The organism is Telluria mixta (genome assembly GCF_029223865.1).
GTDB lineage: Bacteria > Pseudomonadota > Gammaproteobacteria > Burkholderiales > Burkholderiaceae_D > Telluria > Telluria mixta.
Genome location: NZ_CP119520.1, coordinates 688,377 through 709,188, shown reverse-complemented (window position 1 = coordinate 709,188; position 20,812 = coordinate 688,377). Strand labels below are relative to the sequence as shown.

20 protein-coding genes are annotated in these 20,812 nt (G+C 66.0%); 7 read left to right on the top strand and 13 right to left on the bottom strand.

Annotated elements, in window-relative coordinates:
- Nucleotide 1: 1 nt before the first annotated feature.
- The 5 genes from P0M04_RS03120 to P0M04_RS03100 form a co-directional block, all read right to left on the bottom strand.
- Nucleotides 2-967 carry an ABC transporter permease gene (locus P0M04_RS03120; protein ID WP_259448804.1) on the bottom strand — a complete coding sequence of 322 codons (966 nt, stop codon included), beginning with the start codon at nucleotides 965-967 and terminating at the stop codon, nucleotides 2-4.
- A complete protein-coding gene (locus P0M04_RS03115; RefSeq protein WP_259448805.1) occupies nucleotides 968-2,062 on the bottom strand; it encodes an ABC transporter permease in 1,095 nt (364 codons plus the stop codon).
- Between the two features lie 4 nt (nucleotides 2,063-2,066).
- A complete protein-coding gene (locus P0M04_RS03110; protein ID WP_259448806.1) occupies nucleotides 2,067-3,596 on the bottom strand; it encodes an ABC transporter ATP-binding protein in 1,530 nt (509 codons plus the stop codon).
- A 103-nt stretch (nucleotides 3,597-3,699) separates the two neighbouring features.
- Nucleotides 3,700-4,704: a BMP family lipoprotein gene (locus P0M04_RS03105; RefSeq protein ID WP_259448807.1), complete on the bottom strand. Its 1,005-nt coding sequence runs from the start codon at nucleotides 4,702-4,704 to the stop codon at nucleotides 3,700-3,702.
- Between the two features lie 146 nt (nucleotides 4,705-4,850).
- Nucleotides 4,851-5,792 carry an alpha/beta hydrolase gene (locus P0M04_RS03100; protein WP_259448808.1) on the bottom strand — a complete coding sequence of 314 codons (942 nt, stop codon included), beginning with the start codon at nucleotides 5,790-5,792 and terminating at the stop codon, nucleotides 4,851-4,853.
- Between the two features lie 207 nt (nucleotides 5,793-5,999).
- On the opposite strand from P0M04_RS03100, the gene P0M04_RS03095 reads away from it, so the two are divergent.
- Together P0M04_RS03095 and P0M04_RS03090 are read left to right on the top strand one after the other, a co-directional pair.
- Nucleotides 6,000-6,872, top strand: coding sequence for a hypothetical protein (locus P0M04_RS03095; RefSeq protein ID WP_259448809.1), 873 nt, complete (start codon nucleotides 6,000-6,002; stop codon nucleotides 6,870-6,872).
- A gap of 57 nt (nucleotides 6,873-6,929) precedes the next feature.
- A complete protein-coding gene (locus tag P0M04_RS03090; RefSeq protein ID WP_259448810.1) occupies nucleotides 6,930-10,325 on the top strand; it encodes an arabinofuranosidase catalytic domain-containing protein in 3,396 nt (1,131 codons plus the stop codon).
- Here the strand turns inward: P0M04_RS03090 and P0M04_RS03085 are convergent.
- The 4 genes from P0M04_RS03085 to P0M04_RS03070 all read right to left on the bottom strand — a co-directional run bounded on the left by P0M04_RS03085 (nucleotide 10,322) and on the right by P0M04_RS03070 (nucleotide 12,692).
- Nucleotides 10,322-10,864 (bottom strand): DUF2231 domain-containing protein, encoded by a 543-nt coding sequence (locus P0M04_RS03085; protein ID WP_259448811.1) that lies wholly within the window; start codon nucleotides 10,862-10,864, stop codon nucleotides 10,322-10,324. The genes P0M04_RS03090 and P0M04_RS03085 overlap by 4 nt on opposite strands.
- Before the next feature lie 109 nt (nucleotides 10,865-10,973).
- Nucleotides 10,974-11,306, bottom strand: coding sequence for a hypothetical protein (locus P0M04_RS03080; protein WP_259448812.1), 333 nt, complete (start codon nucleotides 11,304-11,306; stop codon nucleotides 10,974-10,976).
- Nucleotides 11,307-11,380: 74 nt separating this feature from the next.
- Nucleotides 11,381-12,163 (bottom strand): hypothetical protein, encoded by a 783-nt coding sequence (locus P0M04_RS03075; RefSeq protein WP_259448813.1) that lies wholly within the window; start codon nucleotides 12,161-12,163, stop codon nucleotides 11,381-11,383.
- On the bottom strand, nucleotides 12,153-12,692 hold the full coding sequence (locus P0M04_RS03070) for a PAAR domain-containing protein (RefSeq protein ID WP_259448814.1): 540 nt from the start codon (nucleotides 12,690-12,692) through the stop codon (nucleotides 12,153-12,155). The genes P0M04_RS03075 and P0M04_RS03070 overlap by 11 nt, the downstream gene beginning before the upstream one ends.
- 115 nt (nucleotides 12,693-12,807) lie before the next feature.
- Here P0M04_RS03070 and P0M04_RS03065 point away from each other — a divergent pair, with 115 nt between their 5' ends.
- Nucleotides 12,808-13,110 carry a YciI-like protein gene (locus tag P0M04_RS03065; protein WP_259448815.1) on the top strand — a complete coding sequence of 101 codons (303 nt, stop codon included), beginning with the start codon at nucleotides 12,808-12,810 and terminating at the stop codon, nucleotides 13,108-13,110.
- Here the strand turns inward: P0M04_RS03065 and P0M04_RS03060 are convergent, their stop codons facing one another.
- Entirely contained in the window at nucleotides 13,111-14,274 is a 1,164-nt protein-coding gene (locus P0M04_RS03060) for an NHL repeat-containing protein (RefSeq protein WP_259448816.1), read from the bottom strand.
- A gap of 205 nt (nucleotides 14,275-14,479) precedes the next feature.
- Between P0M04_RS03060 and P0M04_RS03055 the strand changes: the two genes are divergently transcribed.
- From P0M04_RS03055 to pcp, 3 genes are read left to right on the top strand one after another with little or no spacing between them, the layout of a single operon-like run.
- Entirely contained in the window at nucleotides 14,480-15,169 is a 690-nt protein-coding gene (locus P0M04_RS03055; protein WP_259448817.1) for a DUF969 domain-containing protein, read from the top strand.
- Nucleotides 15,166-16,122 (top strand): DUF979 domain-containing protein, encoded by a 957-nt coding sequence (locus P0M04_RS03050; protein WP_259448818.1) that lies wholly within the window; start codon nucleotides 15,166-15,168, stop codon nucleotides 16,120-16,122. The genes P0M04_RS03055 and P0M04_RS03050 overlap by 4 nt, the downstream gene beginning before the upstream one ends.
- Nucleotides 16,123-16,129: 7 nt before the next feature.
- Complete coding sequence (gene pcp / locus P0M04_RS03045; RefSeq protein WP_259448819.1) at nucleotides 16,130-16,801, top strand: pyroglutamyl-peptidase I; 672 nt, start codon at nucleotides 16,130-16,132, stop codon at nucleotides 16,799-16,801.
- A 3-nt stretch (nucleotides 16,802-16,804) separates the two neighbouring features.
- Here the strand turns inward: pcp and P0M04_RS03040 are convergent, their stop codons facing one another.
- Genes P0M04_RS03040 through P0M04_RS03030 form a run of 3 tightly spaced genes read right to left on the bottom strand, consistent with a single transcriptional unit; the run spans nucleotide 16,805 to nucleotide 19,756 of the window.
- Nucleotides 16,805-17,707: a LysR family transcriptional regulator gene (locus tag P0M04_RS03040; protein ID WP_259448820.1), complete on the bottom strand. Its 903-nt coding sequence runs from the start codon at nucleotides 17,705-17,707 to the stop codon at nucleotides 16,805-16,807.
- A gap of 7 nt (nucleotides 17,708-17,714) precedes the next feature.
- Nucleotides 17,715-18,635: a pseudouridine-5'-phosphate glycosidase gene (locus tag P0M04_RS03035; protein ID WP_259448821.1), complete on the bottom strand. Its 921-nt coding sequence runs from the start codon at nucleotides 18,633-18,635 to the stop codon at nucleotides 17,715-17,717.
- Nucleotides 18,636-18,637: 2 nt separating this feature from the next.
- On the bottom strand, nucleotides 18,638-19,756 hold the full coding sequence (locus P0M04_RS03030; protein WP_259448822.1) for a carbohydrate kinase: 1,119 nt from the start codon (nucleotides 19,754-19,756) through the stop codon (nucleotides 18,638-18,640).
- A gap of 212 nt (nucleotides 19,757-19,968) precedes the next feature.
- Between P0M04_RS03030 and xapA the strand changes: the two genes are divergently transcribed.
- Complete coding sequence (gene xapA / locus P0M04_RS03025) at nucleotides 19,969-20,811, top strand: xanthosine phosphorylase (protein WP_259448823.1); 843 nt, start codon at nucleotides 19,969-19,971, stop codon at nucleotides 20,809-20,811.
- Nucleotide 20,812 lies beyond the last annotated feature (1 nt).

Genomic DNA, 20,812 nt, shown 5'->3' with positions numbered 1-20,812 from the left:
CTCAGCGCGATTTCACGAACGGCTTGCCGATGGCCTTCGGTGCAACCGACTTGGCCATCAGGCCGGCCAGCACGACGACGGTGACGATGTACGGAATCGCCTGGATCAGGGAACCCGGCAGGCGGCCGACGACGGGCAGGTCGACGCCTTCGAGCTGGATCTGGATCGCGCCGAACAGGCCGAACATCAAACAGCCCAGCACCGTGTGCAGCGGGCGCCAGTTGCCGAAGACGAGCGCCGTCAGCGCCAGGTAGCCGGCACCGGCCGACATGTCGCGCAGGAAGAAGCCGCTCTGGACCAAGGTCAGGTACGCACCCGAGAACGAGCACAGGACACCGGCCACGAACATCGCGAGATAGCGGGTGCGCTCGACCGAGACGCCGGCCGCGTCGGCCGCATGCGGATTCTCGCCGCAGGCGCGCAGGCGCAGGCCGAAGCGGCTGTGGTACACGACCCAGTGCACGACGGGCAGCAGCAGGAACGCGACGTAGACCAGCACCGACTGGCCGCCGATCAGGTGGCCGTACAGCCAGCCGATGACGGGGATATTTTCGACGGCGGCTGTGCCGGGCAGGACGACGTCGAACAGGCGCGCGTTGCGCAGGTCCGGCGTGCGGCCGCCCTGCTGGAAGAAGAATTGCGCGAGCACGAACGTCAGGCCGCTCATGGCGATGTTGATCGCGATGCCGGCCACGAGCTGGTTGCCCTTCTGCGTGATCGACACGAATGCCTGCACCATCGCGAGGGCGACCGACACGGCCATGCCGGCGAGGATGCCGTACCACGGGTTCTGCGTGGCATAGGCAACGGCGGCCGACGCGAACGCCGACGCGAGGATCTTGCCTTCGAGGCCGATGTCGACGACGCCCGAGCGCTCGGCGAACAGGCCGGCCAGCGCGGCGAACATCAGCACGGGCGCGTTGCGGACCGTGGAGACGATGATGCTGGCGAGTTGAAAGTCTTCCATTCAAATCCCCTTATTCGTACGGGTGGCGTTGAGCAGTTTCAGGATGGCCGGGGCGTAGAAGTTTTCCATCGCGCCGCAGAACAGGATGATCAGGCCCTGGATGAAGATGAACGTCTCCTGCGGGATGTTCGGTTTTTCCAGCGAGAGGTCGAAGCCGCCCTGGATCAGCGCGCCGAACAGCACGGACGACAGGAAGATGCCGACCGGATGCTGGCGGCCCATCAGCGCGATGGCGATGCCTACGAAGCCCGCGCCGGCGGGGAAGTTCAGCGACAGGTAGTGCGTCGAGCCCATCACCGAGTTGACGGCGCCGAGGCCCGCGAGCGCGCCCGACACGAGCATCGTCACGATGATCGTGCGGCTGATTTTTACGCCCGCATAGTGCGCGGCATGCGCGTTCAGGCCCGTCGCGCGCAGCTGGTAGCCCCAGCTTGAACGCCATACGACGACACCGTAGATCACGAGCGCGAGGATGGCAAGAATAAAACTGATGTTCAGCGGCGTGTCGCCGAACACGGGCAGGACCTTGTTCAGCAGGGACAGGGCGGCGCTGTCGGCGAACACGCGCGAGGCCGGGTTCTGCTGGCCTTCGGGGATCAGGTATTTCACGATCACGAAGTTCATCAGGCTCGCGGCGATGAAGTTGAACATGATCGTCGTGACGACGACGTGGCTGCCCCGTTTGGCCTGCAGATAGCCCGGAATGAAGGCCCACAGCGCGCCGAAGACGGCCGCGCCGATCATCGCGAGCGGAATCACGAGGATGCCGGGCAGGTGCGCGTCGAGCGCGAGCACGACCCAAGTCAGGCCCAGGCCGCCCACGTACATCTGGCCTTCCGCGCCGATGTTGAAGAGGCCCGCCTGCATCGCGATCGACACGGCCAGGCCCGCGAAGATGAAGGTGCTCGCGTAGAACAGCGTGTACCCGAGGCCTTCCGGATCGAGGATCGCGCTGTCGATGAGGATGCGCAGGGATTCCGACGGACTCTCGCCCAGCAGGTGGATCACGAGCCCCGCGACGAGCAGCGCCGACATCAGGTTCAGGATGGGCAGGACGAAACCGGTGGCCCAGCGTGGCAATTCAGTCTTTGTCATGATGTCAGTGCTTGTGCATGCCGCCCATTAGCAGGCCGATGCGGGTGGTGTCGAATTCGTCGATGGGAAGGATGCCGGTGATGCGGCCGCCGGACATCACGATGATGCGGTCCGCAAGCGCGCGCACCTCTTCCAGTTCCACCGACGACAGCAGGATCGCCACGCCTTCGTCGCGCAGGCGCAGCAGCTGCGTGTGGATGCTTTCGATGGTGCCGATGTCCACGCCGCGCGTCGGCTGGCCGACCAGCATCAGCTTCGGCTTCGCGGCCACTTCGCGCGCGATGACGACCTTCTGCTGGTTGCCGCCCGAGAGCAGGCCGATACGCAGGTCCGGATTGTTCGGACGGACGTCGAACGCCGTCATCAGGTGCGCGCAGCGCTGCGCGATCTTCCTGTAGTCGAACAGGCCCCAGCGATTCTTCACTTTGTCCTGGTAGCCGAACACCGTGTTCTGCATGACGGAGAAATCCTTGATCACGCCGTCGCGCAGGCGGTCTTCCGGCACGTGGCCGATGCCCAGCTCGCGGAACTCTGCCGGCAAGCCGTCCGCGTTCGTGCGGCCCGTGTATGGCAAGTCCTTGCCGACGAATTCGACCTTGCCCGACGTGGGCAGGCGCATGCCGGACAGGATCTCCAGCAGCTCGCTCTGGCCATTGCCCGACACGCCCGCGATGGCGACCACTTCGCCCGCACGCAGGGTGAAGTCGATGTCGGAGAGGAGAGAAACGCCGTTCGCATCCTGCAGCTGCAGGTTCGATACCTTCAGCACTTCCGCGCCCGGGTTGTACGGCGCGCGCGGCAGCTCGCTCTGGATCGGGCGGCCGACCATCATGTTGGCCAGCTGCTCCTTCGACGTCTCCGCCGTTTTCACCGCGCCGACGACGCGGCCCGCGCGCATCACCGTCACTTCGTCCGTGATCTCCATGATCTCCTGGAGTTTATGGGTGATCAGGATGATGGTCTTGCCCTGTTCCTTGAACAGCCGCAGGATCTCGAACAGCGACGCCGTCTCCTGCGCGGTCAGCACGGCCGTCGGCTCGTCGAGGATCAGGATGTTGGCGCTGCGGTAGATCTGCTTGAGGATCTCCACGCGCTGCTGCGCGCCGACGGACAAATCGTGGATCGTCGCGAGCGGATCGACGTCGAGGCGATAGCGATCGCAGATCTCGCGCAGCTTCGCTTCCACGGCGCCACGCTTGGCGGCCAGCTTGAAGCCGCCCTCGTTGCCCAGCATGACGTTGTCGAGGACCGTCATGTTCTCGACGAGCATGAAGTGCTGGTGCACCATGCCGATGCCGAGGGCGATCGCCTCGTGACTGGTGCGGATGTCCTGGGGCTGGCCGTCGATCAGGACCTGGCCGCTGTCGGCATTGTAGTAGCCGTACAGGATGCTCATCAGGGTCGACTTGCCGGCGCCGTTTTCGCCGATCACGCCATGGATCGAGCCCTTGGCGATCGCGAAGCTGACGTCGGCATTCGCCTGCACCGCCCCGAAGGCTTTGCTAATGTTGCGAAATTCTACGGCTGGCTGCATAGCGGTCCGTTTTAGGTGAAGGGATGCATTCATTAAAAGCGCGCCGCGCCGGCATGGAAACCGGCGCGGCGCGCTTCACTGTACAACTGTGTTCGATTCCGTGTTACTGCACCGGGCACGAGTTGGCCGCGCGATAGTCGACCACCTTGATCTTGCCGGAGATAATGTCGGCCCGGGCGCTCATCACGCGCTTTTCCATCTCGGGCGTGACGACCATGCGGTTGTCCTTGTCGAGCACCCAATCGACGCCGCCTTCCTTCAGGCCTTCGTACGTGATGCCCGACGTGAACTGGCCGTTGCGCGCCTTCATGAATGCTTCGTACGCGGCGTTGTCGACGCGCTTGACCATCGACGTCAGCATCGTGCCCGGGTACAGGTAGTTCTGGTTGGAGTCCACGCCGATCGCGAGCTTGCCCTTTTCCTTGGCCATCTGCAGGGTGCCCATGCCGGAACCGCCGGCGACGGCGAAGACGACGTCGGAGCCGCGGTCGAATTGCGCGCGTGCCAGGTCGCCTCCCTTGGCCGGGTCGTTCCAGGCCGCGGCCGTCGTGCCGACCATGTTCTGCAGGACCTGTACCTTCGGGTTGATCGCGCGCGCGCCCTGCACGTAGCCGCAGGCGAAGGCGCGGATCAGCGGGATGTCCATGCCGCCGACGAAGCTGATCGTCTTCGTCTTCGACGCCATCGCGGCGGCGACGCCGACGAGGTACGAGCCTTCTTCTTCCTTGAACAGCACGGAGTTGACGTTCTTGCCCTGCGCATTGCCGTCGATGATGACGAAGTGCACATTCGGGTATTCGGCGGCGATCTTTTGCACGGGCTGCGTCTGCGAGAAGCCGATCGAGACGATCAGTTGCAGCTTTTTGCGGGCGAGGGCGCGCAGGACCTGCTCGGCCTGGGTGTCGTAGTTGGCCTGGGCTTCAAACACCTTGACGCCGGTTTCCTTCGTGAACCGCGCGACGCCTTCGGCGGCGGACTGGTTGAAGGATTTGTCGAACTTGCCGCCGGCATCGTAGACGATCGCCAGCTTCGCGCCCGCCATGTCGGCGCTGGCGCTGGCGCTGATGCACAGCGCCGCGATCATCGTACAAAGTTGCTTGAATTTCATCGATTTGGGCTCCTGAATCCCGTATTTTACCGGCGCAACGGCTGTGCAGGGAGGGGGATTCTCGGAACTATGCATCAGCCAGTTTATTCGTGGCAAATACGATTTTACTTTGCCATTTATTTTGTTGGCATATAAATAGCGCCGTTTCAGTCGGCAAGCGGGAGCGCGGGCGGAATGGCGATTGCGGCGACGGCCGGGGCAGCGGCTGGCGTCGCTGCCGGGATGACGATGTCCGGGGCCGGTGCCGGGATCGGTGCGGAGGATGCGAGGTCGGCGACCTCGATCGGCCTGGCGAACTGCGACGTGAGGAAGCGCGCGATGCGGGCCTGCGTGTCTTCCAGGTAGGGGATATTCAAATGGTCCGAGTCGGGCACGGTCTCGTCCCCGATCAGCTGGGCCAGCTTGGCGACGAGCTGGTCGGTGTGCGAATGGGGCACGACGTCGTCGCTCGACGCGCGCAGCACGAAGGTCGGCGCCTTCAATGTGGGCGCGTACTTGATCGACTCGAAGCGGTGGCGCAGCATGTATTCGATCGGCATCACGCGGAACTTGCGCTTGGCGAGGGCCAGGATCGAATCGTAGGGCGTGATCAGCACGACGGCCTTTACGGGCCGCTCTTTCGCGACCTGCACGGCCACGCCGGACCCGAGGCTGCGGCCGACGACGGCGATGCGTTTCGGATCCACATGGTGGTGCGCCGCCATCCAGTCGAACAGCATGCAGGCGTCGTCGATCATGTGCGCCTCGGCCGGATCGCCGTGGGAGTCGCCGTAGCCGCGGTAGTTCACGGCCAGCACGGCCATCCCGGGAAACAGCTTGCCGGCATCGCGCACGACCCAGGACACTTCCTCCGAGCGGCCGCCGAAATAGACGACGGCGGGACGCAAGCCGGGCATCTTCGGCATCATCAGCCAGCCGGACAGCCGCGTGCCATCCTTGGCGCGCAGCACGACGGGGCGGGTGCGGTGGCCGCTGCTGCGCGGATGTTCCACTTCGCGCTCGACGGTGGGATTGAACACGAGGCGGCGCTGGTTCGCCGCGACCGCGGCCGTCAGGCCCAGCCACAACATGCTGGCAAAGCCAGCCATACCTGCCGCCAATTTTTTATGTGTGCTCATGTATACAGTCTACCTCTGGCTAAGGATGAAGTCTGTGCGCTGCCCATCAAATACGTCTTCATTATGGTACGAAATCACGAAGAGTAGCTTTGCTGCAACATCCTGTTACAGCGCCGGCGTTGTATGCGCGCTGAAGGCTTTGTTAGGCTGTCTATGAAGACAGGATGCGGAGCGTACATGAAGTGGAAAACGGTCGTGCCGGCATGTGCCGGGCTGGGCCTGGTGGCGGTGCTGGTGGTGCCGGCGTGGCGGTCGACGCCGCCGGCCGCTTTGCCCGCCACCTTGCCCGCGCCGGCCGCGTCGACACCCGGCACGCCTGGCCCGGCCTGGCTGTCCGACCTGGGCGCGCCGCCGCCGGCCCCGCAGCCTGCGCCTGCCGAACCGCTGGCGCAGCGCATCGAGCGCCTCGTCGCCAGTGGCGATCCGCGCGATGCGTATCGCGCATGGTGGCTGCTGCACGCCTGCGTCGTGTTCGGACGTACGGGGCATCTGCCCGAGCATGACGGGACCGAGCCGGACACCATCGCCGATCCGGCGCATGCCTGCGCGACCGTCAACGAACGGATGAAGATGGCGCGCATCGACTATCTGGAACGCGCCGCGCGCGGAGGCGTGGACGGCGCGCTGGCGGAACTGGTCGAAGAGGGCCCGTTCGGCGACCCGACCGCCCTCACGACGCGCCCCGACGATCCGCTCGTGAAGGAGTGGAAGGAGCGGATCAACGGGATGCTGAACGAGCAGGCCGAGCAGGGCTACTGGGCCAGCCTGTACCAGCTGTTCACCGGTTTCTGGTTCGGCCATCCGGCCATCGCGGCGGACCGCCAGAGCGCGCTGGCCTACGGCATGGCGCTGCGCGACATCATGGTCAAGCTGGACGGCGTGCCCGAGCAGCAGGCCATCCCGTTCAATGGCCCCTTCCTGGACGAGATCGGCACCGGCCTCACGCCGGACCAGAAGGCGCGTGCGCAGGCGCATGCCGATGCAATCGTTGCCCGCGCGGCCGATCAGCGTGGGATTGCAAAACCGATATCGATCAAGGAAAAAAAGTAATTGGTTCAGGTCATGTGATCGACTCTACGATGGAAGGATCTTGGAGAGATCGATAACATGAATATCCTGAAACTGTTCTTCAGCTTGGCGCTGCTGTTGACCGGACTGCCGGCCTGGGCATCGACCCAGGCGGCCCGGCCGGAAGGCCCCTGCGACATCTACGCGAAGGCGGGCGCGCCCTGCGTGGCCGCGCACAGCACCACGCGCGCGCTGTATGCCGCATACGACGGCCCGCTGTACCAGGTCATGCGCCAGTCGGACGGCAAAACGCGCGACATCGGCGTCGTGCGAGGCGCCGGCTATGCGAACGCGGCGGCCCAGGACGCCTTTTGTGCCGACACCTATTGCTGGATCACGATCCTGTACGACCAGTCGGGCAAGCGCAATCATCTCGTGCAGGCGCCGCGCGGCACGTGGACGGGCCCCGCGCTGGGCGGCATGGACAACCTGCCGCTCGCCGACCTGGCGCCCGTCACCGTCATGGGCCACAAGGTCTATGGCGTGTACATCGCGCCGGGCATGGGCCTGCGCCTGAACGATACGCACGGCGTGCCGGTCGATGACCAAGCGGGCGGGCAATATGCCGTCATCAATGGCTATCACTATAACGGTGCCTGCTGCTTCGACTATGGCAACGGCGAGATCGACAGCATCGACGACGACAACGGCACGATGGAGGCCATCTATTTCGGCAATGCGAAAGGGTGGTATCGCGGCAGCGGGGCGGGGCCGTGGGTGATGGCCGACCACGAAAACAATCTCGTCGGCTGCGTGAACGACGACAAATCGAAGCTGTGCGCCAACCTGCCGACTCTCGCTACGCGTTTCATTACCGCCGTCACGAAAGGCAAGCCCGGGCATTGGGCGACACTGGGCGGCGATGCCCAGCGGGGAGCACTGGCGGTCATGTACGAAGGCCGCCGGATCGATGCGTCCTATGATCCCATGCGCAAGCAGGGCGCTGTGATTCTCGGCAATGGCGGCGACAACAGTACCGCGTCGCAGGGCACGTTCTACGAAGGCGCGATGACGGCGCCGCGGACCTATCCGTCCAATGAGACGGACCAGCTGGTCGCGCAGAATGTGGCGGCGGCCCGCTACGAGGTGGCGGCCGTGAGCATCGGGACCGCAGCGGTAGCCGACGTCCCAGGCAGCCTGCACACGTTCGCTCCGCGGGAGTCCAAAGACCTGACGGTCACGTTCACGAATACGACGGGCCAACCTGTCCCGGGCGTCGTCTTGTCGATGGCGGTGCCGAAGGGCTGGAACGTCAACGTGCCCGCGAAAACCATCCTTGATGCGATCGCGCCCGGTCAAAGCGTGCATGCCGTCTTCACGGTGAAGTCCGGCGCGGCGCCGTTCAATGGCGACCTGAAAGGCGTCGCAACGTGGGCAGGCCGCACCGAATCGGCCGCCGCGAAGGTGCGCAATGTGGCGCCGGTAAAAATCAACGAATTCCGCCTGAGCGACGGCGCACGCACTAACGCGACCAATGCCTTCATCGAGCTGGTCAACGCGAGCGGGAAAGAGGTCGATATCTCGAACTGGACGTTCGCGCAACACGCGACGCGCGAACCGCTGTTTTCCACGGTGAAGATTCCTGCCGGGACCCGGCTGGCGCCGAAGGGCTTTTATGTACTGGGCTTGTCCAATTCGGGCCTGGTGCTGCCTGCCGGACCGGGCGACGCGACCATCCACGTGCGGAACGTCGATGGCATCAAGCCGGGCGACACCATCGTGGTCGGCGACGAAACCCGCAAGGTCGTCCGCGTCGGCACGGCGGCCGGCCAGGCGACGCCGCTGTGGCAGCCGCTGCCCGACGGCCCCATCATCACCATCCCCGCCGGTTCGACGAGCGTGCCCGTGACCACCACCGAAGGTTTTGCCGTCGGCGATACCCTCGCGCTCGGCTACGGCACCACGTATCCGGTCGACGGGCGCGCGACCGAACACTACGAGAAAGTGACCGTCACCGGCGTCGGCACGGCGGGCAGCCAGGCGTGGCTGGGTCTCGATGCGGCGGCAGGGGCGACCAATATCCAGGTGACGTCGACCGACGGCATTGCCGCCGGCGACAAGATCCGGCTCGACATCGACAGCGCCGACCATGGCATCGATATGGTCACCGTCAAGCGCGTGGGCACGGCCGCCCGCCGCACGAGCCTGGCCCGTGATGCCGCTGCGGGCGCCACGACGATCGTCGTGCATGGCGCGATCGGCTTCCCCACGAAGAAGAATGTCGATTACACGCCGAGCAAAGCCGTGATCGGCGCGCCCGGCAAACTCGAGACCGTGGACATCGTCCGCGTCGAGGGCACGCCTGGCGGCCATCTCACGCTGACGATTTCGCCGGCGCTCGCAAAGGATCACGTGGCCAACGAACCGTTCGTGGAGCCGGGCACGGGCCTCGACCTGGCGGCGCCATTGAAATACGACCATGCCGCCAACCTGCCGTTCAGCGTGCGCGGCACGGGCATCAGTTTCACGCCCGCCACCCGCCATGCGCACTCGAGCAACGAGCCGGTGCGCCCGGCGGGCAGCGGAATCGTGCTGGACCGTGCGCTGACGCGCGCCCACGGCACGGATGCCGTCGTGCGCGTGGACACCGTGACCACCGCCGGATTCCAGGGCACACCGAACCAGTGGTTCGGCGGCCCGGTGCTGTCCCGGGAAGCGGGCAGCATGGTGCTGCGCGATGCGGCGGGCCTTGTGGTCGACAGCCTGAACTACGGCGATCTCGTCGATCCCTGGGCATCCGGCGGATTCCGCGGGGCCGCCGGCAAGGCCGCCACCTGTCACGCGGCAGCGCCGGGCATCCCGAACGAGCCGACGTGGGACCGCGCACTCCCGGGCATCCCGTTCAGCGGCGCGGTCGCGCAAGTCGATGCGGCCCAGGGCAGCACGGGACGCTATCCCGACGGCCAGGACAGCGACAGCGATTGCGCGGATTTCGTGACGTCCGTCTCGGTCCGGACCGGCGCGGCGGCCGCGGGATCGACGAGCGTCAAGGCCGCCACGGTCGGGCACTTTGCGCCCGGCCAGTCCGTCGTCGTCGATGCGGGCGACCATGCGGAAACCCTGACGGTCGCAACAGTCGGTTCGTCCGGGCTCACGCGCGCATCGGCACCCGCCGACAAGGGCGCGACGGTCGTCCGCGTCGACGACGCGCGCCAGTTCACGGTCGGCCAGGCGGTGATCGTCGGCAGCGGCGCGGATGAAGAGCAGGGCGTCGTCGCCGCGGTGGAGACGGGGTGGAGATCGGGCAAGCTGACGCTCCAGGCGCCGTTGGCGCGCGCCCATGATGCGGGCGCCAGCGTGTCGGGTACCGGCCTCGTCTTCACCCGCCCCCTCGCCAAAGCCCATCCGGCAGGTACGGTGATGACGGCGGCGGACGACGTGGCGACGCCGGGCGCGGCCAACAACCCTGTCCGCCGTAGAGCTGCCCAGCTCTAGTGCAGCATGGGGCCGGACGAGGGCGCGTAACGTTCCACGTCGTGCAGCGCCTGCACGACGCGCTCGTCGCCCGGCAGCATCTTCGCCTCGGGCGCATGCTCGACGGGGCTGACGCCTTTTACGCGCATCCCATGTTCGTAGACCATGCGGCCACCGAACCAGCCGGACACGACCACGCCGATGGCCGCGATTGCGGACAGCGCCAGCGACCCGCCCGTGTGCTTGTAGCCGTTACGCCGCAGCGCAAGATTGGCGGCCGTCACCGCAAGCGCGCCGCCATTCAACATCGCGTGCACGTTGGCTGTCTGCTTGACCTCGGTCTCGTTCTCGATTTCCAGGTAATCCATCGCCCCGGCGACCCCGGCCGCGAGACCGCCGATGAGCCCGCCGGTCAGGCTGTAGAAGGCGGCGTTCGCATAGTCGTCGTTGTCCGTCGCGCGGTGCATGGCGTCGAGGATGAAACCGAACGGAATCAGGGCGGCCGGCGCCACGATCAGCATCGGGTGCAGCGGGTGGCCGGCAATCGTCGATTTGGGCATGGTTCCTCCAGAAAAGGTCGTGCCGGCAGAGGGGACGAGCGGGCCGGCGGGAGAAGTCAAGTGTGGCATAAGGCTGGCTGCCGGCTACGCACGGTACCGTAGGGCACGGTCAGACCCGTGTCGCGGTCAGGCGCGGATGAATGAAGGGAATGCCGGACTGTCGGATGGTGAACCGCCAGCGTTCGGCAGGGCCGGTTAGGATGGCCAGGAAATGCTCGTCGTCTTCCCAGACCACGTCTTCCAGCGTCCGCACCTGGGTACCGGGAACGAACGAGAAGGCGGCACCCAGGCTGCGGTGCGCGCGGATGTGCAAATCGTGATCGAGCAGGACGAAATGAAATGTCTCTTCGAACGGGCAATCCTGATCGGTCACGAGCAGGTAGCCGGCGGAGGTCTCGAATTGATCGAGGATGGCGATGCCGGGTACATGTACCGATGTCACTTGCCCGTCCGAGACCAATTGGGAAGAGTCTGACGTGCTTCCGGGTGGCACCAAAGTGAATCGCTGGATACGCCTCATCGCTCGGGCCAAAAATAATCGAACAGTTCGCTTGACCCTATCCCAGCACCCATCGCGCCAACGAACATGGCCACTCCGACAACCCATCCAGCCGGATTACTGACTAGCGCGAGCGCGGCTACCGAGCCAATCGCACCGCCAATTGCCCCGCCAGCGATGTTCACGCCTTCCTTGACGGCCTGACGCTCGTGATCGGGTGCTGTTGTGACGTTGTACACAGCAAAAGCTAGTGACGTCACGAGAAATGTTCGTCCAGCCATGCCGAACCACTTCACCCGTAAATTGACGGCAGGATTCGAGCGCCCCGCAGCGTGGACGATATCGATCCATACCAGATCGCGCTCTGCCTGCGTCAAACTAGAAAACACTCGGCCAAAACGCTTGCTGGAATATTTCGCTTCCAATAATGATAGTGGATACCCATTCGCCTTCATGTTGGTCGATAGGGCGGCACCGAAGTCCGAGAGCCGGGACCGGGCCAGCATCATGATCTGGTTACGCATTGCGTTGGCCGTGCATGCTGCCTCATGAGGCGTAATCTTGCGTTGCCTGACCAGTTCGATAAGTTCAGCAACTGCTGCCTTTGTCTTGTTTGTATATTCCATCCGCGCCGCTGGATCGACGACGATGGTTTTCGCGAACGCGGCGGCTTCGGTTTCCAATAAGTGAAGCGCTGTTTCCAGTTCGTTGCCGCGCGCTTGAACCGCTCTGGTATCCGAAGTCGGAGTAGATGCCACACCGCCACTGGAGAATACCCGGATTGCCGAGCTATTTGCCATGAGGGTTCTCGCCAAGGATATACCACTCGACGGTATCGCTATTCGCCCCCGTCGGGATGGGAACCGTGTACCCGTCCTCGTCGGTCACCCCTTCGACGATCGTCGAGCCGTGCTTCAGACGGTACGGCTGTCGTGCCAGTGGAACGTGCGTCAGGTGATCAAGGAGCTGGAAACGCTGGTCATAAGCGGCGCCATGCTTTCCTTCCTCAAGGTTTTTTGGTGCTACCCATCGCGTATTGCCATCATCAATGAACTGCACCTTGTGCGTCTGGTTCGCAACCAGCCTGGGCGGCCTCGGGCAGTTGCAGATGCACAAGTCGTTCTCCAGCGCGACCTGCTTGCCGTTGTAGCGCTCCGGAATGCGCGGGCCGACGCAGCGGATCACGCCTGTGCTGCCGCACGTCCGGCAATCGACTGTGTCGCCCTCCAGCGCAATCCGGACGCCGTTGATCGAGACCAGCGCGCTCGCCGAGGTCACGGTGCCGCCGGCCGTGGTAGACGCACCCAGTGTGATGTGATGTCGTTTCATCGCACCATCCTGTCATGCGGCGCCGTGGTCGACGTTGTGCAAACCGCCTTGACACGCCGCCGCCGCGCCGAAGCGATTACCATGTCCGCACACCGCATTTTTACGGAGACATACTGTGCACTTTCTGCTGATCTATGACCTGGCCCCGGACTACCTGGAGCGCCGCGGCGAATTCCGCAACGACCACCTGAAGCTGGCCTGGGAAGCCCAGCAGCGCGGCGAGATCGTCATCGCCGGCGCGCTGGCCGACCCGGCCGACAAGGCCGTGCTGCTGTTCAGCGGCGAATCGTCGGACGCCGCCGAGCGCTTCGCCCGTGCCGATCCGTACGTGGTCCACGGGCTCGTCACGCAGTGGCATGTGCGGCCGTGGATCACAGTTGTTGGCCAGGACGCCAGCACGCCGATCCGCCCAGAGTAATCATTTCGCCGGCAACAGCTTCACGACGATATTGTGCGTCGTGAGCGCGATCGAGCGGTCGGGCGCCAGCGCCACGCCGATCGGCCGGTCCAGGCTGCCGGGCAGGGCGCCGAGGGTAATGCCGGCGTGGCCGGGCACGCCGGCCACCGTGCTCGTCACGTTGTCCAGGTTGATGCGGCGGATCGTCGAGTTGCCCGTGTCGGCGATATATAAATCGTTGCCGTCGACCGCGATGCCGCCCGGTGCGCACAGGCGCGAGACGCCCGGGCTGCCGTCCACGGCGTCGCAGCGTCCCGGCTGGCCGGCCAAGGTGGACACGATACCCTTGTCGTTCACCATGCGGATCGTCGAATTGCCTGTGTCGACGACGTAGACGTTGTTCCAGTTGTCGACGCCCACATCCTGCGGTTCGCAGAACTGCGCCTGGCCGCCGTTGCCGTCGCGGCTGCCGCACACGCCCGGGGAGCCGGCCACCGTCGTGACGTTGCCGTTCGTGTCGATGCGGCGCAGCATGTGGTTGCCGGTGTCGGCCACCCACAGGTTGCCCAGGCGGTCCAGCGCGATGCCGCGCGGCCTGCAGAAGCGCGCACCCACGCCCCGGCCATCCGCGCTGCCGCACGTGCCGTCGCCGGCGATGGTCGTCGTCGTGCCGTCCGGTGCCACGCGGCGGATGACGGAGTTGCCGCTGTCCGTCACGTACACATTGCCCTTGCCGTCCGCGACGAGCCGGCTCGGATCGTTGAAGCGGGCCGCCGCGCCGGTGCCGTCCGCATAACCGACGGCGCCGCGCGTGCCCGCCAGCGTCGTCACCGCACCGTCGGGAGAAATCTTGCGCACGGTAGCGCTGGCGCTTTCCGCCACGTACAGATTGCCCGCCGCGTCCGCCGTGATGCCCTGCGGGCCGTTGAAGCGCGCCCTGGACCCGGTGCCATCCTGGGAGCCGGTGCATTGCCCGCAGATGTCGCCCGCGATCGGAAACAGGCCCGTGGCGCCCTGCGGCCGGTCGGGCCAGCTGGGCCAGTCGGGATGGTCGGGCCATGGGTGGTCGGGCTCGTGGTACCAGCCGATCCCGATGCCGATGCCCACGTCGCCACCGCAGCTGGACAAGCCCAGCAGCAGGCAGCCGACGACAACCCAGCGTAGCGCGCGTTCGAAGACAGTCATGGCCGAACCTCCGATGGAAACGGCATCGAGCTTAGCGCGCATCGTCCCGTAGGCCATGCGTGCGCGCAAAGCATGCCGGCCGCTTGTGTGCAGGTGGGCCGTGCGTCGTGGGGAAGCGACGGCACCATTGAATGCACGAAGCGCGAGAAGCGCAGAGCTAGCTGTACGGTAAGATTCTGCACGCAACCACAACCGCTGGAGGATCATGCAATCTGCCGTCAACCTGTGGCCGCTGCTCGGCATCGCGGCCGTCGCCGCCGGATTCGTGTTGCGGGCCAATCCGGTGCTCGTCGTGATCGTGGCCTGCGGCGTGACCGGCTGGGCCGCGCACCTGCCGCTGCCGCACCTGCTGGAATCGCTCGGCACGGCGTTCATCAAGACCCGCAACCTGCCGCTGATCCTGTTGCTGCCGCTGGCCGCGATCGGCCTGCTGGAACGCTTCGGCCTCAAGGAACATGCGCAGGCCAGCATCGCGCGCATCCGCTCGGCCACGACGGGCCGTTTGCTGACCGTGTACCTGCTGGCGCGCGAAGTGGCGGCCGCGTTCGGTCTCACGAGCCTGGGCGGCCATCCGAACATGGTGCGCCCGCTCGTCGCGCCGATGGCCGAGGCGGCGGCCGAGGCGCGCCACGGGACGCTCTCCGAACCGCTGCGCCAGCGCATCCGGGCGATGAGCGCGGCCACGGACAATGTCGGCCTGTTCTTCGGCGAGGATGTGTTCGTCGCGTTCGGTGCCATCGTGCTGATGCAGACGATCCTGAAAGCCGAAGGCCTGGACGTCGATCCCATCCACATGGCGCTGTGGGGCATCCCGACGGCGGTGACGGCGTTCGTGATCCATGCGTGGAACCTGCGCCGGCTCGACGCCCGCATCCGCCGCGAGACCGCAAGATGATCGTGTCGCTCGATTTTTTCTACCTGCTCGTCGGCCTGCTGTTCGCGGCCTGCGCGCTCATGACGCTGCGCGACGAAACAAACCCGCGCCGCTTCACGACAGCGCTGTTCTGGGGCCTGTACGCACTCGTCTACCTGCTGGGCGAGCGCCTGCCGCCGGCCGTGGCGGGCGTGCTGATGATCGTGATGGCGCTGGTCGCCGGGTTCGGTTTCGTGCGGCCGGGGAAGGCGGACGTCCTGCCGGAAGAGCAACGAAAAACCACCGCGGCGCGGCTGGGCAACCGCCTGCTCGTGCCGGCGCTGGCGATTCCCGTCGTGACCATGCTCGGTTCCGTCGTGCTGAAGGACGTCCGCATCGGCACGAGCTTCCTGCTGGACCCGAAGAACCTGACGCTCGTGAGCATGGGCTGCGGCAGCATCGCCGCGCTGGCGCTCGCCTGCTGGCTCACGCGCGCGACGCCGCTGCAGGGCGTGCGCGAGGCGCGGCGCCTGATCGACGCGATGAGCTGGGCCGTCGTGCTGCCGCACATGCTGGCCGTGCTCGGGCTGCTGTTTTCCGAGGCCGGCGTGGGCAAGGCCGTGGCCCACGTCGCGACGAGTTATATTCCGCTCGATTCGCGCCTGCTGGCCTGCGCCGCGTTCTGCGTGGGCATGGCATTATTTACCGTCGTGATGGGCAACGGCTTTGCCGCGTTCCCCGTCATCGCGGGCGGCATCGGGATTCCGGTGCTGGTCGGGGTGTACCATGCGAATCCGGCCGTGATGGCCGCGATCGGCATGTTCAGCGCATATTGCGGCACCCTGATGACGCCGATGGCGGCGAATTTCAACATCGTGCCGGCGGCACTGCTCGAACTGCCCGACAAGAATGCCGTGATCAAGGCCCAGCTGCCGACCGCGTTGCCGCTGCTGGGCGCGAATATCGTCCTGCTGTACTTTCTGATGTATCGATGAGCCGACCATGACCGCATCCACTACCGAAACCCCCACGAAGACCGTCCTGCTGACCGGATTCGAACCCTTCAACGGCGCCGCCATCAACCCGTCGTTGGAAGCCGTGCGCGCGCTGGACGGCTGGTCCGGGCCGGGCTTTACGGTCGTCGCGCGCCAACTGCCGTGCGTGTTCGGCACCGCCCTCGACGTGCTGCGCGAATCCATCGCGGGCGTCAAGCCCGACATCGTGATCGCCGTCGGCCAGGCCGGCGGCCGCTCCGAGATTTCGCTGGAGCGCGTGGCCATCAACGTCGACGACGCGTCGATCCGCGACAACGCGGGCAACCAGCCTGTCGACACGCCCATCGCGGCCGATGGCCCGGCCGCCTATTTCACCACCTTGCCCGTCAAGGCCATCGTGAAGGCGCTGCGCCTGCGCGGCTTTCCTTCCGGCGTGTCGCAGACGGCCGGCACGTTCGTGTGCAACCACGTGTTCTATGGATTGATGCACCACGCGGTTGGGCAGCCGCTGAAGGCGGGCTTCATCCACGTGCCGTTCCTGCCCGAGCAGGCGGCAGACCGGCCGGAGCGGCCGCCGTCGATGGCGCTGCGCGATATCGTCGATGCGCTCAGGATCGCGGTGGAAGTGGCGGTGGTGACGGAGACCGATACCCAGGAGGCGGGCGGCGCGACGCATTAAGCGTCATTCGCCCGCCGGATTCAGGATCTTCAAAAACGCCCGCACCACCGGCGCATCGTCCTGTGTCGGATAGGTGATGTACAGATTGGCCGACGGCGGATTGGTGCGGACCGGCAGGAACCGCACGCCCGGCCAGCCGATGCGGCTCGTCGTCGACGGCATCAGCGCCACGCCCAGCCCCGCGCCGACCATTGCGAGCAGCGTCTGCGGCTCCGCGGCTTCCTGGAAGATCGTCGGCTGGAAGCCCGCGTTGACGCAGCACTGGATCAGGTAGCGCGGCTCGGCCGACTGGTCCAGGTGCAGGGTCAGCATCGGCTCGTCGGCGATGGCTATCAGCTCGATGGCGTCCTGCTGCGCAAGCGGGTGCTGGGCGTTGATCGCGACGCACACGTCTTCGCGGAAAGCCAGTTCCTGGCGCAGGCCGGCGTTCCTCAGCATGTCTTCGTCGATCTTCGGCTCGCGCCAGAAACCGACGTCGATCTGCTTGCCGCGCAAGGCGTCCCACTGGTCGTTCGGGCCGAGTTCGTGGATGGTCCACGTCACGCGCGGGAACTGGCTCTGGAACTGCTCCAGCAGGCCGGGGATCGGGCCCCACATCGCCGAACCAACGATGCCCACGCGCAGGCGGCCCACTTCGCCGCGGTCGATCTGGCGGATCGTGTCGATGGTCATGCGCATGCGGCCCAGCAGGTCGGCCGCTTCGTGCATCAGCGCCTTGCCGGCGACCGTCAGCTCGAAGCTGCGCGTCGTGCGCGCGAACAGGCGCACGCCAAGCTCGCTCTCCAGCTTCATGATCTGCTGCGACAGCGGCGGCTGCGAGATGTGCAGGCGCTCGGCGGCGCGGCTGAAGCTTTTTTCTTCGGCCACCGCCAGGAAGTATTTCAGTTGCTTCAGGTCGATCGACATGATGGTTTCAAGCGTGGGCCGCCGCGTGCAGCGCCACCGCGAGGCGGGCGCCCACGAGGGCATTGTGTTTGACCAGCGCGATGTTCGTCGCAAGACTCCTGCCGCCCGTCAGGTCCTTGATGCGAGCCAGCAGGAACGGCGTGACGGCCTTGCCTTTCACGCCCTGGTCGCCGGCCTCGCGCAGCGCCTGCGCGATGATGCCGTCGATCTCCTCGTTCCTCATCGCGGATGCCGGCGGCACCGGATTGCTGACGATGACGCCGCCCGTCAAGCCCAGCTGCCACTTGGTGCGGATGAAGCGCGCCTGCTGCTCCGGCGTGTCGAGCTGGAAGTCCGCGTTGAAGCCCGATTCGCGCGTGAAGAACGCGGGGAAGCCGGGCTGGCCGACGCTCACTACCGGCACGCCGTGCGTTTCCAGGTATTCCAGGGTGAGGCCGATGTCGAGGATGGATTTCACGCCCGCGCACACGACGGCGACGTTGGTGCGCGCCAGTTCCTGCAGGTCGGCGGAGATGTCGAAGCTCGTTTCCGCGCCGCGGTGCACGCCGCCGATGCCGCCCGTGACGAACACTTCGATGCCGGCCAGCGCCGCGCAGATCATCGTCGCGGCGACCGTCGTCGCGCCCAGCTTCTTCTCGGCCAGCACGTACGCGAGGTCGCGCCGGCTCACTTTCAGCGCATCCTGCGCGTTGCCCAGTTGTTCGAGCTGGTCGTCGGACAGGCCTACGCAGATGCGGCCGTCGATGAGGGCGATGGTGGCCGGTATCGCGCCCGCATCGCGGATCACCTGCTCGACCTCGCGCGCCGTCTGCACGTTCTGCGGGTACGGCATGCCGTGCGAGATGATCGTCGATTCGAGCGCGACGACGGGCTTGCCGGCCGCGCGCGCGGCCTGCACTTCGGGGGAAAACTGGAGGAAGGCTTGCATGTTCAGTCCTGTGAAAGCGGAGGATGTTCGGTGGCGAGGCTGTCCGGCCCCAGGCCGGGGTGCACGGTCTCGGGGACGCCCAGCGTGAGGGCCGACAAATGCAGGCCGCGCCGGCACGCGAGCACGAGGTCTTCGGTCCCATCGTCCTGCACGAGCGACCAGCAGACGGCCGCGGCGAACGCGTCGCCCGCGCCTGTCACGTCGACGACATCGACAGGCAGCGCGGGCAGGTCGACGATGCCGTCGCCCGCGGTGACGAGGACGCCGCGCGCGCCGCGCGTGACGATCACGTCTTGCGCGCCCTGCGCCCGGACTTCGCGGATGGCTTCGGCGAGTGCGTCGTCGTCGTCGGGCAGGGGACGCTGGACGCGGGCCGCCAGCTCGCCGGCGTTGAGGATCAGCAGGCGCACGCCGGACAGGTCGTCGGGCAGGCGCGCCATCTTCGGTTCGGACACGGCGACGAGCACGAGCGGCGTGTCCGTGCGGCGGGCCTGCCGGGCGAGGGCGGCGACGGTGTCGCGCGGCAGGTTCAGGTCGGCCACGACGAGGGCCGCGCCCGCGAGCTGGGCCTGGCGCGCGTCGACGAAGGCGGGCTCCATGCGGTCATAAAGCGCCATGTCGGCCAGCGCGACGACCATCTCGCCGTCGCGGTCCAGCACCGCCGTGTACGTGCCGCTGCAGCAGCCATCGAGACGCAGCGCGCCGCGCACGTCGATGCCGAGGCTGTCCGCATGGTCGAGCAGGGCGGCGCCGGAGGAATCGGCCCCGATCGCCGTCAGCAGCGCGACCGTCGTGCCCAGCCGGGCGAGGTTCTCGGCGATGTTGCGTGCCACGCCGCCGAACGATTCGCTCTGGCTGGCCGGGTTCGACGTGCGCAGGGCGATCGCATCCGTCGAGCGCAGCTTCCGGTCGAGGTTCGCCGCGCCCACGCACACGACGGGACGATGGTCCGGCAGGACGTAGGCGCGCCCCAGCAGCTTGCGCTCGCGGATCAGGCCCGCAATATAGCCGGCGACTGCGGAGCGCGACAGCCCCAGCTGGTTGGCGAGCTCCTGCTGCGAAATGAAAGGGTTCGCGCGGATGGCCTCGTAAAGCTGTTGTTTCTTCGACGGTTCTGTCACGATGACGGATGGATTAAACTTTTGTTTTTCATCTTAAACATATGTTTGCATGAGGTCAACGCGGACATATGCATCGTTGCAGTCTAGCGTGAATTTATTGCGTGAAGATATAAATACCCCAGAAAAATGGTATTTGCCAACACAATCGGGGTTCATGCATAGTTGACATATTTTGGTGCATCCGCCGCCCCATCCTCGACCAGACCGCGACAATGACTACTCACTCCTTCAGCAACACTCCCTTCGAAGCCGCCGACGTCATCCGCGCCCGCAAACCGGGCTTCACGCCGCGCGTGGCCCTGATCCTCGGTTCCGGTCTCGGCGTGCTGGCCGAACAGATGGAGGATGCGGTCTCGATCAGCTATGCCGACCTGCCGGGCTTCCCGATCAGCACCGTGCATGGCCACGCGGGCGAACTGGTACTGGGAACCTTGGCCGGCGTGCCGGTCGTGTGCATGAAAGGCCGCGGCCACTTCTATGAAGGCTACGGCCCGGCCGTGATGACCTCGGCCGTGCGCACGTTTAAACTGATCGGCTGCGAACTGTTGTTCGTGACGAACGCCGCTGGCTCGCTGCGTCCGGAAGTGGACGCGGGCAGCGTCGTCGTGCTGACGGACCACATCAACCTGCTGCCGGGCAGCCCGATGGCCGGCCCGAACGACGACCGCTTCGGCCCCCGCTTCTTCAGCATGGCCAATGCGTACGATGCCGACATGCGCGACCTGATCAAGGCCACGGCGGCAGAAAAGAACATTACCGTGAACGAAGGCGTGTACCTTGCCTGCCCGGGCCCGAACTTCGAGACGGCCGCCGAGATCCGCGCATTCAAGGCGCTGGGCGCGGACGTCGTCGGCATGTCGGTCGTGCCGGAAGTGATCTCGGCCCGTCATTGCGGCCTGAAGGTCGCGGGCATGTCCGCCATCACGAACCTGGCCGAGGGGCTGACCCCGTTCCCGCTGTCGCACGAGCAGACGCTGAAGTATGCTGCGGTTGCGGCCAAGGATATGGTCACGCTGATCCACGGCTTCATCGAACGTCTGGGCAAGACCGCCTGAT

Coding starts and splice junctions, on each gene's coding strand:
- P0M04_RS03120 (WP_259448804.1), bottom strand. CDS start 967: ATGGAAGACTTTCAACTCGCCAGCATCATCGTCTCCACGGTCCGCAAC.
- P0M04_RS03115 (WP_259448805.1), bottom strand. CDS start 2,062: ATGACAAAGACTGAATTGCCACGCTGGGCCACCGGTTTCGTCCTGCCC.
- P0M04_RS03110 (WP_259448806.1), bottom strand. CDS start 3,596: ATGCAGCCAGCCGTAGAATTTCGCAACATTAGCAAAGCCTTCGGGGCG.
- P0M04_RS03105 (WP_259448807.1), bottom strand. CDS start 4,704: ATGAAATTCAAGCAACTTTGTACGATGATCGCGGCGCTGTGCATCAGC.
- P0M04_RS03100 (WP_259448808.1), bottom strand. CDS start 5,792: ATGGCTGGCTTTGCCAGCATGTTGTGGCTGGGCCTGACGGCCGCGGTC.
- P0M04_RS03095 (WP_259448809.1), top strand. CDS start 6,000: ATGAAGTGGAAAACGGTCGTGCCGGCATGTGCCGGGCTGGGCCTGGTG.
- P0M04_RS03090 (WP_259448810.1), top strand. CDS start 6,930: ATGAATATCCTGAAACTGTTCTTCAGCTTGGCGCTGCTGTTGACCGGA.
- P0M04_RS03085 (WP_259448811.1), bottom strand. CDS start 10,864: ATGCCCAAATCGACGATTGCCGGCCACCCGCTGCACCCGATGCTGATC.
- P0M04_RS03075 (WP_259448813.1), bottom strand. CDS start 12,163: ATGGCAAATAGCTCGGCAATCCGGGTATTCTCCAGTGGCGGTGTGGCA.
- P0M04_RS03070 (WP_259448814.1), bottom strand. CDS start 12,692: ATGAAACGACATCACATCACACTGGGTGCGTCTACCACGGCCGGCGGC.
- P0M04_RS03060 (WP_259448816.1), bottom strand. CDS start 14,274: ATGACTGTCTTCGAACGCGCGCTACGCTGGGTTGTCGTCGGCTGCCTG.
- P0M04_RS03055 (WP_259448817.1), top strand. CDS start 14,480: ATGCAATCTGCCGTCAACCTGTGGCCGCTGCTCGGCATCGCGGCCGTC.
- P0M04_RS03050 (WP_259448818.1), top strand. CDS start 15,166: ATGATCGTGTCGCTCGATTTTTTCTACCTGCTCGTCGGCCTGCTGTTC.
- pcp (WP_259448819.1), top strand. CDS start 16,130: ATGACCGCATCCACTACCGAAACCCCCACGAAGACCGTCCTGCTGACC.
- P0M04_RS03040 (WP_259448820.1), bottom strand. CDS start 17,707: ATGTCGATCGACCTGAAGCAACTGAAATACTTCCTGGCGGTGGCCGAA.
- P0M04_RS03035 (WP_259448821.1), bottom strand. CDS start 18,635: ATGCAAGCCTTCCTCCAGTTTTCCCCCGAAGTGCAGGCCGCGCGCGCG.
- xapA (WP_259448823.1), top strand. CDS start 19,969: ATGACTACTCACTCCTTCAGCAACACTCCCTTCGAAGCCGCCGACGTC.